Below are 15,148 nucleotides of genomic sequence, written 5' to 3' on the forward strand. Positions count from 1 at the left end.
CGGGAGATCATCATGGAAGCCAATTTTGTTTCGCAGTTATCGATTTTTGTGCTCGCTATTTTTGTCGGCTACTACGTGGTGTGGAGTGTGACTCCTGCCCTGCACACCCCGCTCATGGCAGTGACCAATGCCATTTCCAGCGTGATTATTGTAGGTGCATTAATTGCTGTGGGGCCGGAAGGCATGAGCCTGTCAAAAGTGTTGGGCTTTTGCGCCATGGTATTAGCAGCTATTAATATTTTTGGTGGATTTACCGTCACCCACCGCATGCTCGCTATGTATAAAAAGAAAAATAAAGCAGGGGAGAAATAATTATGTCGAACATCAATGAGAACCTGACATCACTCGCTTATCTGGTTGCTGCCGTGCTGTTTATTATGGCACTGCGCGGTTTGTCCTCGCCGGAAACATCGCGTAAGGGCAACCTGTTTGGCATGCTGGGTATGCTAATCGCCGTAGTCACTACCGTACTCAGCCCTGCAGTTACTTCCTATGGCTGGATTATTATTGCACTCGCTATTGGTGCGGTCATTGGTATTTTTATCGCGCGCAAGATTGCCATGACGGCCATGCCACAACTGGTCGCTGCATTTCACAGCCTGGTGGGTATGGCGGCGGTATTGGTTGCTGGTGCAGCGTTTAGCAACCCGGAAGCCTTTGGTATTGTGAATACAGCAGGCGAGATTTTTATCGCTAGCAAAATTGAAATGGGCTTGGGTGTAGTCATTGGTGCAATCACTTTTTCCGGCTCAGTGATTGCTTTTACCAAGCTGCAAGGTTTGGTATCAGGCAAGCCCATTGTATTTGCCGGCCAACATTTTATTAATGCGATTCTCGGTGCAGCCATTCTCGGTTTGATCGGTTATTTCTGCGTTGATCAATCCCCCTGGGTATTCTGGGGCATGACGGCGCTGGCCTTTGTGATTGGTGTATTGCTGATTATTCCTATCGGCGGAGCGGATATGCCCGTGGTCGTGTCCATGCTTAACTCCTACTCCGGCTGGGCCGCTGCAGGCATTGGTTTTACTCTGCACAACGATGCATTAATTGTCACTGGTGCACTAGTCGGCTCGTCAGGCGCCATTCTCTCCTATATCATGTGCAAAGGCATGAACCGCTCGTTCTTTAATGTGATTCTTGGTGGTTTTGGTGCAGATACCTCTGCAGCAGCTGGCGCCGATAGCGCAGAAGAGCGCCCGGTAAAACGAGGCAGTGCCGAAGATGCTGCCTTTATCATGAAAAATGCAGGGTCAGTGATTATTGTTCCCGGTTACGGCATGGCAGTTGCCCAGGCACAGCATGCGCTACGTGAAATGTGTGAGGAATTGAAAAAAGCCGGTGTCAAAATCAGTTACGCCATTCATCCGGTTGCAGGGCGTATGCCCGGCCACATGAACGTGTTACTGGCGGAAGCCAATGTCCCTTATGACGAAGTATTTGAGCTGGAAGACATCAACAATGAGTTCCAGACAGCCGATGTTGCTTTTGTTATTGGCGCGAACGATGTTACCAACCCTGCCGCCAAAACCAATCCGCAAAGCCCAATTTTTGGTATGCCGATTTTGGAAGTGGAAAAAGCGCGCACGGTATTGTTTGTGAAGCGCTCCATGGCCTCCGGTTATTCAGGTGTAGAAAACGAATTATTCCACCGCGACAACACCATGATGTTGTTTGGTGATGCCAAGAAAATGGTAGAAACGATTGTTAAAAATATTGTGTAAGCCCTTGCTGAGTGCCCTTGTGGCACTCTTTTTTATGCAGCGCTAAGCAGATAGTTGATTATGAAAATTGAACACTTTGCACTGAACGTAAAAGACCCTATCGCCATGGCGGCCTGGTATGTAGCGCATATGGGCTTGAACATTGTGCGCAAACAGGATGGCGGCGCCAACACCCATTTTTTGGGCGATGACAGTGGCGATGTAATGTTGGAAATTTACAACAACCCGCCCGATCAAGTGCCTGATTATGCCAACATGAGTCCACTACTGGTGCACTTGGCATTTGTGTGCGACAACCCGGAAGAAAAACGTGCGGAACTGGAAGCGGTAGGTGCGAGCTTTGCAGAAGAAGTTCGCATTCAAGATGGATCACATTTGGTGATGATGCGCGACCCTTGGGGTCTGTCGATCCAATTGTGTAAGCGCGGCAAAAAAATGTTGCGCTGCCAGCAGTAAAAAAGTGTGATGTTTATACCTGCGTTGCGCGAGATTTACTCGCGCAACGCAACAGGGCCTAAGCGCCAAGTTCTTTATCAAAAATAGCCTTATCTATAATTGCACCGCGATGGCGAATAATAATGCCGGCACAGCGAATACCTTGCTTGGCAGAATCCACCAGCGATTTACCTTGCAAGCGCCCTGCTAAATAGCCAGCGTTAAACGTATCGCCTGCTCCTGTCGTATCAATGACACCCTGCACCGGTGGAACCGGTACGCGCAATTCCTCGTCAGGGGTAATGATGATCGCATCATCAGCACCGCGCTTTAGCACCAGCTCGCTGAGCTTGTAAGCGGCATAACGTTTTTTGCAGCCCTCAACAGAATCGTCCCCCCAAAGCAATTGCTCGTCATCAAGCGTCAAGAGTGCGATATCGGTGTACTGCATGATGGACAACATCGCTTGCTGTGCTTCAGCTTTATCGCGCCACAAGCGCGGACGGTAGTTGCTGTCAAATGCCACTATCACATCTTGCTGACGCAACTTATGCAAACTGTTGTACAAAAACTCGCGCGACTTTTCACCGATAATCGCCAGGGTAATACCACTCAGGTAAACGCAATTGCAATGCACTAACTTTTGGCAGAGTTGATCGGCAGCCTCTTGGGAGGAAAACAATTCACGCGCGGGCGCTTCTTTACGCCAGTAAAAAAATTCGCGTTCGCCATCGGGAGTGTTGCGAATAATGTATAAACCCGGCGAGCGACCCGGCAGTTGTTTAATCAACCCGGTGCCAATATTTTCGCCCGCCATGCGCTGCATGATTTGCGTACTGTAGGGGTCTTCTCCCAACTGGGTAACGTAATCGGTGGTTAACCCCAAGCGCGCCATATACACCGACGTGTTGTAGGTATCACCCGCAAAAGATAAGGCCATGATTTCGCGGCCATTACTGTCGGCAGTAGGAAATGGAGCCAGCTCCACCATGACTTCGCCAATTGCTGCTATGTGTGCCATTTTGATAATTCCAGAGTTATTGGAGACGAATGAAAAACGGTAGCGTTAAATTTTTTACGCAATAATATTCAGAAAAAGAATATTTTTATCGAAACAGAATGAGTTCAAAATATATCACTCTTACTCGCGTAAAAACACACATTTATTTGCCAGCGATTTTGCGCGGCGAAGATGATTAACATTTCTATTACATCAACTGATTGGATTTTCACAATGAATCGTTTGAACAAAAACCTGATTACCGAATTGCCTGCCGATGTTGCACTGCCGCGTTATAACCGCGATCAATTAACAGCAGGTATAGTGCACTTGGGAATAGGCGCATTTCATCGCGCACACCAGGCATTTTATACCGAGGCGGTGCTCAATCAATTTGGCGGTAACTGGGGCATTGTGGGAAGCAGCCTGCGCTCTGCCAGCGTGCGCGATCAATTGGTTCCGCAAGACTGCCTCTACACATTGGTAGAGCGCTCTGGTGAAGGTGAAAAACTGCAATTGATTGGCGCGGTACTGGATACATTGGTTGGCCCGGAAAATCCGGCAGCATTGGTCGCACAAATGGCCGACACCAATATTAAAATTGTTTCGCTCACCATTACTGAAAAAGGTTATTGCCACGACCCCGCCACCGGTAATTTGAATCTCAATCACCCGGATATTATTCACGACTTACAAAATCTGGATAAACCCGTATCTGCAATTGGTTTTTTAGTCGCCGCCCTGCAACAACGTTTTAACAATAACCAAAAAGCCTTTACTTTATTAAGCTGCGACAACCTGCCAAATAATGGTGAAGTATTGGAAAAAGTGGTTTCGCAATTTGCAGAAAAAGTATCTCCCGAATTTGCGCAGTGGATTAAAGCAAATGCTACCTTTCCCTGCACTATGATTGACCGTATTGTACCTGCCACTACCGATGATGATCGCCGCGATATAGAAGCGCGCCTCGGCTTGCGCGATGAAGGCATGGTTGTGTGCGAACCCTTTTCACAATGGGTAGTGGAAGATAAATTTGCCGATGGCCGCCCTGAATGGGACAAGGTTGGCGTGCTTCTGGTAGAAGACGTACGTGTGTTTGAAAAAATCAAATTGCGTTTACTAAACGGCGCGCACTCCACCATGGCTTACACCGGATACCTCTCCGGTTTTGATTATATTAGCGAAGTCATGGAGCAACCTGCATTTGTCAATTTGGTAAAAACTTACATGGCACGCGAAGCAGGTGAAACGGTTACTGCTCCTGCCGGTTTTGATATTGAAGCTTATAAGCAACAATTGCGTGATCGTTTCTCTAACAAAGCACTTAAACACCGCACTTGGCAAATCGCGATGGATGGCTCACAAAAATTACCGCAACGCTTATTGGAAACCTTGCGCGAGCAATTAGCAGGCAATGGTCATATCGATATTTTATGTTTGGGCGTTGCCGCCTGGATTCGTTATGTCTCGGGCGTAGATGAAAAAGGCAATGCAATTGAAGTGTCTGACCCGCTGGCATCTGAACTGCGCGCCGCTTGCGATGCAAACCAGGGCAACCCTGCAGCGATGGTGAAAGCCGTAGTCAGCATCCAAAAAGTATTTGGTACGGATTTAATTGATGAAAGCCGCTTTATTGCCACCACCACGCAATGGCTGGAGCGTTTTTATGCCAAAGGTGTACTGGCCTCGGTACAAGAGTATTTTCAGTAAATCCTGCAGTCATTCACTCCCGTTGCGATCAGTCATGCAGCGGGAGTGACATGATTATTTTTCTAATCGGCATTATCAGGATCTCACATGCTGTTGCGTGCACAATTACTATTACTGTTGTCGTTATTCATCGCCGGTTGCGCTACTCCCCTCTCATCAACCTATGACGCCCGGGTTGATCCTGCAGTAAAGATGAATGCGCATAATTTTCCTACGATTCAAGCTGCCCTCAACGCCGCACCGGTTAATGCCCAAAAACCCTATCGCATTTTTATTGCGCCAGGCGACTATTACGAAAAACTGATCATCGACAAACCCAACATTCATTTGTACGGTGCCGGCGCAACTAAAACCCGCATCCATTACGATGCCTATGCCGGGCAAGAGTACTCTGCCGGAAAAATCTGGGGCACCGCAGGCTCGGCCACACTGACACTACGTGCGCCCGGCATCGCATTGCATCAATTAACCGTAGAAAATTCATTTGATTTTTTGCATAACGATTCACTGCAACCCGATGCTACTGAGCGAGTCGGTAACACCCAAGCAGTCGCCTTGCTGTTAGATAGTGGCAGCGATACTTTTTTTGCACGCGATATAGCACTGCTCGGCTATCAAGACACCTTATATGTAAATAGTGGACGCAGCTGGTTTGATCGCAGCCTGATTGCTGGCAATGTGGATTATATTTTTGGTAAGGGTAATGCGTTGTTTACCCATTCAGAAATTAAAACACTGGAACGCGGCCGTGCCAATTTTCCCCACGGTTATATCACTGCGCCCTCGACTCAGATAAGTGATGAGTACGGGCTAACGTTTATTCATTGCAAGCTCACTCGCGCTGAATCGGTTCCCGACAATTCCGTCCCCCTCGGCCGCCCCTGGCACCCTACCACTCAGTTTGCTGATGGTCGCTACGCCGATCCCAATGCAATGGGCAAAGCCGTATTCATTAATACCTGGATGGACGCACACATCACCCGTGACGGTTGGTATTCCATGAATGGCACCGCAAAAGACGGAACCAAAATTGCTTTCTTACCAGAGGATGCACGCTTTTTTGAATACAGCAGCCGTGGGCCTGGTGCGGTGATTAATAGCAGTCGTCGTCAGTTAACCAGTGATGATGTAAAAAAATATACACGCGAAACCATTCTAGGTGATTGGGCGATTAAGTAATCAACTCATTTTTCGTAGTGTTTTCATTTTTATATAACCGGATATTTTTACCTGTCACAAAAAAAATATCCGGCAAGCCTTATGTAATCAAATCGTCATAATCACTACCTAGATTGCGAAGTGTATTCACCAATCTGTATTTGCTTATGAAAATCTCCTCCCGTTTGATGCTCGGCGCCATGTTATTAACGGGCCTGGCCGTGCTACTTGCCGCGGGAACCACGGGCTGGCTCGCATTAACAGAATCCAACCGTGCGCTCTCGCAAAACCTTGAACATCAATTCCAATCGCTGGCTACCAGCCGCGCGCAAGCTATTACCACCCAGTTTTCCAATTACCGTGAATTGCTGTTATCACTCTCCCATGGACGCATGACCCAGGAAGCAGTCTATGGTTTTGTGCGGCCTTTTGCATCTTATCGCTATGAAGTCACGGCGCGTACTACGGAAGAATTGCGCAGCGAATTGGCCGACTGGTATGAAAATACTTATGCGCCCTATCACCTGCAACAGAGTAAAGGAGATGCGCTGGATACGCGCCCATGGCTGGAGAAATTCTCTCAGGAAGCGCTGTTAATCCAGCATTATTATTTGCAAAAAAATACCCAGTCGTTAGCGCAACTGGCACTCATGGAGGATGCTAATGACGCAACGATTTACGGGCAGCAACATCGTCGTTATCACAGCAGTTTTCGCGATTTAAGCCAGCGTTTTGGTTTCAGCGATTTATTACTGATTGATGCACAAAGCCAAACGGTTATTTATTCAGTACAAAAAAGTCCACTGCTCGGCAGCTCGCTCAACGATGGCCCGTTTAGCCAATCGTCACTGGCAGAGCTGAGCGCGCAATTGCGCACTGCACCTCGCGATAAGGTATTGTTCTCGCGTTTTTATACCAACCCGGCGCGTTTTAATCAGCAAGTGGCCTACATGGGCTTGCCGGTTTTTCACGATGTGCAAAGCCCGAACAGCGCGGTAGGTTTTTTAGTGGTTGAAATTCCGTCGACTACACTGACTGACATAGTGAACGCCGGACAGCACTGGCAAGCATTGGGCTTGGGTTTGAGTGGCGATGTGTACCTGACTGATCAGGACGGGCAATTGCTCACCGAACTGCGCCCCATGCTGGAAGAACCGGCCGTATTTTTACCGCAATTAAAAACACTTATCGACAGCAATCAATTTGACACCATCAATCGCTTGCAACAAACCCGTGGAATTTTTTCACCCAAGACCCAAGCAGTAACCCGTGCACTGGCGGGCGAGACCGGTAGCGGTATGACGGAGGATTATCTGGCGCGCCGGGTGCTGAGCAGTTGGCAACCTGTGATGGTAGGAGATCAGCATTTTGCACTCGTGGCGCAACAAAATCCCGATGAAGTATTTGCCCCTCTGGCGAACCTGCGCAATACACTTTGGCGCAGTATTGCCCTGGCCATTTTTCTTTTAACGGCAATCGCCGCGTTGGTTGCCTATGCATTTGCCCAACATATTGGCAAACCACTGGAGCAATTAGCGCGTGCGATTCAACAGTCAGCACAGGAAAAAAACCTTGCTGTCGAATTTCCTGATCAACGCAAGGATGAGCTGGGCGATATTGGCCGCTCGCTGAATTTTTTATTTCACGAATTAAACAACGCACTGGTTCAAGTCAACAGCTCCAGCCAGCAAAGCTTGCAAGGCGCACTGGATAATGTTGCTACGGCACGCCAGTGCCGCGATGAGGCTAGGCGCCAACGTCAGGATATGAATCATGTCGGCGCTGAAACCGATGTGGTGGTGCAATCGCTCGCACAGATGACAGAGCAGTTACAACTCGTCAGTCACAAGGTGGATCACGCTTCTACCCTGGCGAGCGAAGGCAGGCTGCGCGTGCAATCAGCCACACAGCAAATGCAAACACTTGCCGAGCAGGTAACACACTCCTGCTCCACCCTGACGGAGTTGCGTAGCGCAACCGACAATATAGGTTCCGTGCTGGACACCATTCAAAGCGTAGCGGAACAGACCAATTTACTGGCCTTGAATGCGGCGATTGAAGCGGCACGCGCAGGAGAACAGGGACGCGGTTTTGCAGTGGTGGCAGAAGAGGTGCGACGCTTGTCATTTGATACACAAACAGCAACCGGTGAAATTAAAAAAATGATTGATCAGTTGCGCAACTCTGTCACCCACATTTCCAATGGGCTCACTGCCGAACAGGAAACAGCACAACGCTGTTTATTGGAAACCCGTGCGACGCAATCTTCGCTGCTGGATATAGAAGGCGCTGTGGCCGATGCAAGGGGGATTGCCCAGACCATCAACAACAGCGCACAAGAAGAAAGCCAGCGCGCACAGGCTATGCGCGGCCGCTTGATTCATCTCATTACGGGGATTAACGAAACCGATATTGCCATCACCCGTTTGGCGGAAAGTGCGGAACAACAAAATGCACTGGCCAATCGCGTGATGGCGGCGACAAACGTCGTACGCTTTGAACTGCGTCGCTAATCAGCGACGCAAATAACTCAGGCACTCATCCACTTCATCAGCAGAACCAAGAATCACCGCGACCCGTTCATGTAACTGTTGCGGTTGGATATCCAAAATTCGCTGACTTTCGCTCCAGGCTTTACCGCCTGCATTTTCAATCAGCAACGCCATGGGATTGGCTTCATACAGCAAACGCAATTTGGCGGGTTGCTTAGGGTTGCGCGAATCTGATGGGTATAAAAATATACCGCTGCGCGTTAACACGCGATGCACATCGCCCACCATGGCCGCGTTCCAGCGCATGTTAAAACGCTTTTGTCGTGGGCCAGTTTCACCGAGCACCAAATCATCAATATAAGCGCGCATGTCTTCGCTCCAGAAGCGCGCATTGCTGGTATTAATAGCAAATTCTTGCGTCTGTGGAGCGAGCTGGATCAGATCAGCGGTGAGCAAAAAATTGCCCTGGGTGGAATCCAGCGTAAAGCAACGAGTACCTTTACCTGTGGTAATGGCGAGCAAAGTGGATGGTCCATAGAGCACATAACCGGCGCACACTTGTTGGCTGCCTGCTTGCTGGAACTGCAATTCACTGCCGTGCGGAATTAAATCCTGCGAGCGATAAATACTGAAAATAGTACCTATTTGCCCGTTGATATCGATATTCGATGAGCCATCGAGAGGATCAAAAGCAACCAGGTATTGACCGGTGCTGGTGCCCGCAACAACAGTGTCCTCCTCTTCCGAGGCGATAGCTGCTACTGCCGGACACGCCAGCAATAAATCTTTTAGCAATTGATTGGAAATAATATCCAGATGTTTTTGGGTCTCGCCCTGGATGTTTTCATCCTGGGTTGAACCCAATACACCAGCCAATGCGCCCTGGCGCACACGGAATGCAATTTCTTTACTCGCATCGACGATGGTTCCAATGACCTGGATCAGGTCATCGGCCACCTGGTCGCTGCGCAATACACTGAATAAATTTTTCATGCTGTGACTCGTTAATAAACGGTGTGCATTTATCGATAGCGATTGATGCAATTTAAATCGGCAAAGGATTGCTCCAACCGCTTTACCATTACCTCTTCGCTTTGACGCAGCCAAACGCGCGGATCATAGAATTTTTTGTTGGGCTTATCGTCGCCTTCCGGGTTGCCAATCTGGCCCTGCAAATAGGCTTCATTGGTTTTGTAATAATCCATAGTACCTTGCCAGAAAGCCCATTGGGTATCTGTGTCTATGTTCATTTTGATTACGCCATAACTAATTGCTTCGGCAATCTCACTGGCAGCAGAACCCGAGCCACCGTGGAATACAAAATTCAAACTGTTATGCGGCAAACCAAATTTTTCGCTCACGTAAGTTTGTGAGTTTTTCAAAATGGAAGGCGTGAGCTGCACGTTGCCGGGCTTGTATACGCCGTGCACATTGCCAAAGGAGGCGGCAATGGTAAATTTTTCGCTGATAGCGCTGAGTTTTTCGTAGGCATAGGCCACATCTTCCGGCTGGGTATAGAGCGCGGAATTGTCCAGGTTGGTATTGTCTACGCCGTCTTCCTCACCACCGGTACAGCCCAACTCAATTTCCAGGGTGACATCGATTTTTTTCATGCGCGCCAGATACTCGGCTGAAATTTCAATGTTTTCCTGCAGCGATTCTTCCGACAGGTCGATCATGTGCGAACTGAATAAGGGCTTACCGGTTTGTGCAAAGTGGGCTTCACTCGCCGCTAACAAACCATCGATCCAGGGCAATAATTTTTTAGCCGCGTGATCGGTGTGCAAAATAACGGGCACACCATAGGCTTCCGCAACCGCGTGAATATATTTGGCGGCGGCGATGGAGCCTAAAATAGAACTGCCCTGTCCATCGAGCTTGATGCTTTTACCCAGGAAAAATGCTGATCCACCTTGGGACAACTGCACAATCACCGGCGAATTCACATTACGCGCAGCTTCCAGTGTGGCGTTAATCGTATTGGTGTTGCAGACGTTGACCGCCGGGTAGGCAAAACCGCCCGCTTTGGCGACAGCAAATAATTGATTGAGAGCATCGCCGGTAGCGACGCCGGGAGCAACAAGACTGGCAAGATTGTTCATCACAAATTCCCGAAATTAGCCCGCGAGGGGTGTGGTTGATTGTGGATGACCGAAACTGCCGCCGATTCTATTTTCTTGTTTTTCTTCTGAATGTTTTTGTTAAACAATTTTTAGTATGTTGCCCGGGCTTATTGTCGGCCCGGGGTAAAACTTTTCTGCTTTAGTGCGTTTCCGCTAATTCCGATGCCTGCTCACAGATGGCCACAAAGTGGCCTGGGTCCAGGCTTGCGCCGCCCACTAACAGGCCGTCGATGTCCGGTTGTTGCAGCAGCTCGCTGGCATTGGCTTTGGTCACGCTGCCGCCGTACAAAATGCGTACACGGTTGGCGGTGTCCTGATCGAACAGGCGCGTGACTTCAGCGCGAATGTATTGATGCACCTGTTGCGCAATGGCTGGCGTAGCGGCCAGGCCGGTGCCAATCGCCCACACAGGTTCATAGGCGATGCACAAATCCTTACCGGCCAGATCCAACCCACCCAGACCTTCGCTGAGCTGCTTGTAGAGCACTTGCTCGGTGATATTGGCTTCGCGCTCTTCACGATTCTCGCCCACACACAACACCGGCAACAAACCGTGATTGAGTGCAGTGTTCACTTTGATTTTGCAGCCTTCGTTGTTCTCTGCAAACATGGCGCGGCGTTCAGAGTGGCCGATCAGGCAGAGCGAACAGCCCGCTTGTTTCAGCATCTGTGCCGAGGTCTCACCGGTGTAGGCACCCGATTCGTAGCGGCTGACGTTCTGGCTGCCGATTTGCAATTCGGAGTACTGCAAGAAAGTCATCATGTCGCGCATGTACAGATAGGGTGGGCAGATCGCAATTTGTGCTGCAAAGTGTTTGCCAATAAAAGACGCGACCGACGTGCAGATAAGATCGAGGCCGCCATTGAGCTTCCAATTGGCGATCACGATTGGTTTACGTTGTTTCATAGTGGTAATCCGGAAAAAGACCAGTGCCCGGCTGAGGGCGATACGGCGCGATAGCGACCTGACACTATCAGGCGCTATCCATAAGGAAAATGCTACACAGCGGAATGAAATCGAGCAAGCCGAGAAAGGAGATATTTTGTTCAAAAAGCCATTTATTTGGACTTTTAATCCTAAATAAATGCAATTTTTGTGTGTAAACGTTTCAAATCATTACCATTAAAAAATGTAACCGTTTACATTTTGTCGTATTTATTCACCTTCGCCAGCAGGTTCAGCATGGTCGGGATCGTAAATCGCAAAACGGTTTTTGCCGCTGCGCTTCACCTGGTACATCGCCTGGTCGGCGTGTTTGCGCAGGCTCAAGGGATTGTCGCCATGTTCGGGGTAGAGGGCGATGCCAATACTCATTCCCACTATCTCCAGCACGCCAGGCTGGACTTCGATGGGCACTTGTTGGGCATCGAGGATTTTTTGGGCGATGCGCTGCACCATCTGCAAGTTGCCTGCGTGATTGAGCAGCAGCAAAAACTCGTCGCCGCCAATGCGCGCCACTACATCGGAGTCACGCACCAGCTTGCGCAACCGCTGGGCGATGGCAATAAGCACCTTGTCGCCCGCATCATGGCCATAGGTATCGTTGATAAATTTGAAGCGATCCAGATCGATCAACAACACCGCAAAACGGTTTTCCCCCGGGCCGCGCTGCCGGATCAGCTCCATGAATGCATTTTCTACCGACTGGCGATTACTCAGGCCGGTCAGTACATCAGTCTCCGCCAGCTCACGCGAGCGCTGCTCGGCGTATTTACGCTCGGTCACATCGTACATCACCCCTTCCACGGTCGCCGACTGCTCTGTGTTGCCGGCGGGCGAAAAAATACAGTGTACCCAGCGTTCGCGCCCTGCCTCCCCTCGCTGCAGGAGGCGCAGGTCAGTTGAGTGCGGACGTCCGGTCACTCGCGCCAGTTGGATTAAGGAGGCGGCGGCGATAGCATCCAGAAACACGGCGTTGATCAGGTCGGTGTGCGGTTCGTCGAGTCCGGGTTCACTCAAGCCGGTCAGGCGGAAGAAGGCGGCATTGGCGGTGATTAACTGGCTGCCATCGCGCACCAGAAAAATACCCGCACTACTGTCCTCAAAAATGCCGCGAAAGCGCGTCTCCAACTGTTCAACACGGCGGCGCAACTGTCGCTCCTCTTCCAGCATGACTTCAACGGTATGCAAGAGTGCGTTGATATCGCCAGTCAGCTGGCCAATTTCATCGCCGTTATGCCGGCCAGCCACCTGGATGCGCCCACCATCGCCGGGGGTGATGCAATGCAAACGGCCAGAGAGCTGCGCCAGCGGGCGAGTCATCAACCAATAGACCAGAATCAACACCAGCAGCGCCACCACTGCCGCCTGGGCGGCAAGGCCTATCGCAGTCGCCATGGCGGAGTCCCGCGCGCGCAATTCAATCAGCGCGTTGTTGGGCATAACCACCAGCTCGCCAACAACCTCCTGCTCGTCAAAGGGGTCAATTAACGTCAAAGTAACTGGCGTACGACGTGCGGTTTTAGTCAATGCTCCCTGCTGCCCAATTACGTCCTTACCTGCTGTAATTATGGCGCTGGTCACTATGTCATTTTGGGCAAGGCCATCCACCACTTGCTGGGCCAGTTCGCGATTGCCGACATAGGCAGCGATGCCTGCGGTGGTACGCACCGTTTCCAACAGCTGATGTACCGAGCGCTCACTGTCGCGAAATGACTGCAGGTAGCTGCGCTGGTAAAAATACTGGGAGGACAAAACCACCACCAGCAGCGCCGCCAGCGCCACACTCAGGGAGACTTTGATGTGCAAACTCTTGATATTCATCAGCCGCCAGGTAGCTCCATAACCGCCTTGACTGTTGTCGGTAAGGCTTGGGTTTTCACATAGGCAATTGCCGTGGGGTCCTGGGCCACAGCAGCAATAATGGATTGGGCATCGGGGAATTGTTTGGGTGGCGACATGCGCCCGGCGAACACCAGGGTCGCCCAGTAGGCATCTACCTGCGCTTCATTTTTACCGGTGAGGGATTTATAAAATGCAGCGCGCAAGGGCACACCAGCCACCCAATCAAAGGTGCGCGCCGGGGCACCATCGGGAAAGGCGGAAACACGCCCCATGAATAAGTCGACCACCTGCTTTTGCTGCAGTTGGGCGTTGGGATTACTGGCATGCACAATCACCAGAATCTCTGCTCGCAGTGCCGGGCCAGTCAGCAACAGCACCATTATCAGGGCGAGTTTGGCCATTAGAACAAGATATCCCAGGTAAGGCTGGTCACTCTGGCCTGCTGGCGAGTGGTAATAGGTACCCTCGGATCAGTCCGCAGCCATAAGTTAGTGCCGTTAACATCAATGCGAAACTCCTCAACCTGCAACTTGAGCGCCATTTTGGCCGCAAAATCCCAGCGCACACCGGCCCCAACACTGGATTGGTTAATGCGAACACCGTTCAAGCTCGCCTCGGTGATTTGCGCCAACTGCGCCGCATACGCAGTCCAAGGATCGGGCAAGCCGGTAGGCACTTCTACCTCCACCTGCCGACTGCGCGGTGTCGCGCGCCCCGTCAAGGCATAGAGGGAAAACTGATCAAACCGACGACCAATGCTGAGGTAGGCACGATCACTTTGGGGAACAACACCTATCTCGCTGTGCACACTGCTGTATTCCGCCTGCACCCACCAGGTGTTGTTGTCATAGCTGATGCCAAAATCGTGATAGCTGAAATGCCGTTTGTAGGTAGCTGCCATATCGGCCAACGCGGCGGCCTCGGGCCAATAGGGCGCAAAGGAATCCAGCCCTATTACCAGACTTCCGGTCGCATCGTTGTTGATCTTGAGATCGGCATAGGTGTAGCGTAGTTTCCAGTGGTCGCGCTCGGCAATCAGGCTGAGGCCACCGGCGTTAAAGTCGAGGCGGCTGTGAGCCTCGGAACGCACCCCCACGGGAAATTTCTGATCGTGATTGCCATAAAACCCGCGCAGGGTCAGGGTTGTGCCGTTCAAGTCGATGCGTTTGGCGAGATCCACCCCATCGATATGAAAAATGGATAACAAGCCATAAAAGTCATGGGGCGGGCGAGCCCAAGGATAGGCGTAACCCACCTGGCGATAGTCGGAGAGCATAAAAATATCGGCGCCCATACGCCCCAAGCGCAAATCGACACCATCAAATGGCCGGTAGCGAACAAAAGCCCACTCTAACGACTCTTCAATACCGCTATTGAAGCGCTCCTTGGCAACCAGTTGTACCGTAGTCTCTATTTGATGGTTCCAGCGTCCATCCCATTGGGCACCGATCAGGCTGTCATTTTTCCATTCGATGGAGCCGTCGTAGGAACCATCGTCCTGGGAGACGTCGCGGCGAAATACCAGCGCCTCATTGGTGTTGGCGACCAATCCCAGCGTAGCAAAACCGGAAAAGCGGTGTTCGACGTTGGCGCAGGCCAGCGCCGGAGCCAGCAACCCACAGACGGATACAAACGAGAGCAGGGCGAGACGGAACATGACCAGAACCTGTTAGGCCATTACTGGCAAATGCAGAGAGAATGACCTGAGTATAGCCAGCCAAACG

Annotated in this window: 13 protein-coding genes; 6 read left to right on the plus strand and 7 right to left on the minus strand. The window is 50.7% G+C overall.

Annotation, left to right across the window (positions count from 1 at the left end; translation table 11 throughout):
* Positions 1–12: 12 nt before the first annotated feature.
* Genes B0D95_RS13055 through B0D95_RS13065 form a run of 3 tightly spaced genes read left to right on the plus strand, consistent with a single transcriptional unit; the run spans position 13 to position 2,177 of the window.
* Positions 13–312 carry an NAD(P) transhydrogenase subunit alpha gene (locus B0D95_RS13055; RefSeq protein ID WP_078044297.1) on the plus strand — a complete coding sequence of 100 codons (300 nt, stop codon included), beginning with the start codon at positions 13–15 and terminating at the stop codon, positions 310–312.
* Positions 313–314: 2 nt separating this feature from the next.
* The gene (locus B0D95_RS13060) at positions 315–1,721 is read left to right on the plus strand and encodes an NAD(P)(+) transhydrogenase (Re/Si-specific) subunit beta (RefSeq protein WP_078044298.1); all 1,407 of its coding nucleotides are present in this window, start codon (positions 315–317) and stop codon (positions 1,719–1,721) included.
* Positions 1,722–1,781: 60 nt separating this feature from the next.
* Positions 1,782–2,177 carry a VOC family protein gene (locus tag B0D95_RS13065; protein WP_078044299.1) on the plus strand — a complete coding sequence of 132 codons (396 nt, stop codon included), beginning with the start codon at positions 1,782–1,784 and terminating at the stop codon, positions 2,175–2,177.
* Between the two features lie 58 nt (positions 2,178–2,235).
* Here the strand turns inward: B0D95_RS13065 and B0D95_RS13070 are convergent, their stop codons facing one another.
* Positions 2,236–3,177 (minus strand): sugar kinase, encoded by a 942-nt coding sequence (locus B0D95_RS13070; protein ID WP_078044300.1) that lies wholly within the window; start codon positions 3,175–3,177, stop codon positions 2,236–2,238.
* 213 nt (positions 3,178–3,390) lie between these two features.
* On the opposite strand from B0D95_RS13070, the gene B0D95_RS13075 reads away from it, so the two are divergent.
* The 3 genes from B0D95_RS13075 (at position 3,391) to B0D95_RS13085 (ending at position 8,537) form a co-directional block, all read left to right on the plus strand.
* Complete coding sequence (locus B0D95_RS13075; protein WP_078044301.1) at positions 3,391–4,866, plus strand: mannitol dehydrogenase family protein; 1,476 nt, start codon at positions 3,391–3,393, stop codon at positions 4,864–4,866.
* A gap of 87 nt (positions 4,867–4,953) precedes the next feature.
* Positions 4,954–6,045: a pectinesterase family protein gene (locus B0D95_RS13080; RefSeq protein ID WP_078044302.1), complete on the plus strand. Its 1,092-nt coding sequence runs from the start codon at positions 4,954–4,956 to the stop codon at positions 6,043–6,045.
* Positions 6,046–6,191: 146 nt separating this feature from the next.
* Positions 6,192–8,537, plus strand: coding sequence for a methyl-accepting chemotaxis protein (locus tag B0D95_RS13085; protein ID WP_078044303.1), 2,346 nt, complete (start codon positions 6,192–6,194; stop codon positions 8,535–8,537).
* On the opposite strand, the gene B0D95_RS13090 is transcribed toward B0D95_RS13085, so the two are convergent.
* The 6 genes from B0D95_RS13090 to B0D95_RS13115 form a co-directional block, all read right to left on the minus strand.
* Positions 8,538–9,509, minus strand: coding sequence for a class 1 fructose-bisphosphatase (locus B0D95_RS13090; RefSeq protein ID WP_078044304.1), 972 nt, complete (start codon positions 9,507–9,509; stop codon positions 8,538–8,540). It lies immediately after the preceding gene.
* Positions 9,510–9,538: 29 nt separating this feature from the next.
* Positions 9,539–10,618 carry a class II fructose-bisphosphate aldolase gene (fbaA, locus tag B0D95_RS13095; protein ID WP_078044305.1) on the minus strand — a complete coding sequence of 360 codons (1,080 nt, stop codon included), beginning with the start codon at positions 10,616–10,618 and terminating at the stop codon, positions 9,539–9,541.
* Positions 10,619–10,778: 160 nt separating this feature from the next.
* Positions 10,779–11,546 carry a triose-phosphate isomerase gene (gene tpiA / locus B0D95_RS13100; protein WP_078044306.1) on the minus strand — a complete coding sequence of 256 codons (768 nt, stop codon included), beginning with the start codon at positions 11,544–11,546 and terminating at the stop codon, positions 10,779–10,781.
* A gap of 249 nt (positions 11,547–11,795) precedes the next feature.
* Positions 11,796–13,403, minus strand: coding sequence for a sensor domain-containing diguanylate cyclase (locus B0D95_RS13105; protein ID WP_078044307.1), 1,608 nt, complete (start codon positions 13,401–13,403; stop codon positions 11,796–11,798).
* Positions 13,403–13,825 (minus strand): hypothetical protein, encoded by a 423-nt coding sequence (locus B0D95_RS13110; protein ID WP_078044308.1) that lies wholly within the window; start codon positions 13,823–13,825, stop codon positions 13,403–13,405. The genes B0D95_RS13105 and B0D95_RS13110 overlap by 1 nt, the downstream gene beginning before the upstream one ends.
* The gene (locus tag B0D95_RS13115) at positions 13,825–15,081 is read right to left on the minus strand and encodes a hypothetical protein (protein ID WP_246841604.1); all 1,257 of its coding nucleotides are present in this window, start codon (positions 15,079–15,081) and stop codon (positions 13,825–13,827) included. Before B0D95_RS13115 ends, B0D95_RS13110 begins: the two co-directional genes overlap by 1 nt.
* Positions 15,082–15,148: the final 67 nt, after the last annotated feature.

It is taken from the genome of Cellvibrio sp. PSBB023 (assembly GCF_002007605.1).
Taxonomy (GTDB): domain Bacteria; phylum Pseudomonadota; class Gammaproteobacteria; order Pseudomonadales; family Cellvibrionaceae; genus Cellvibrio.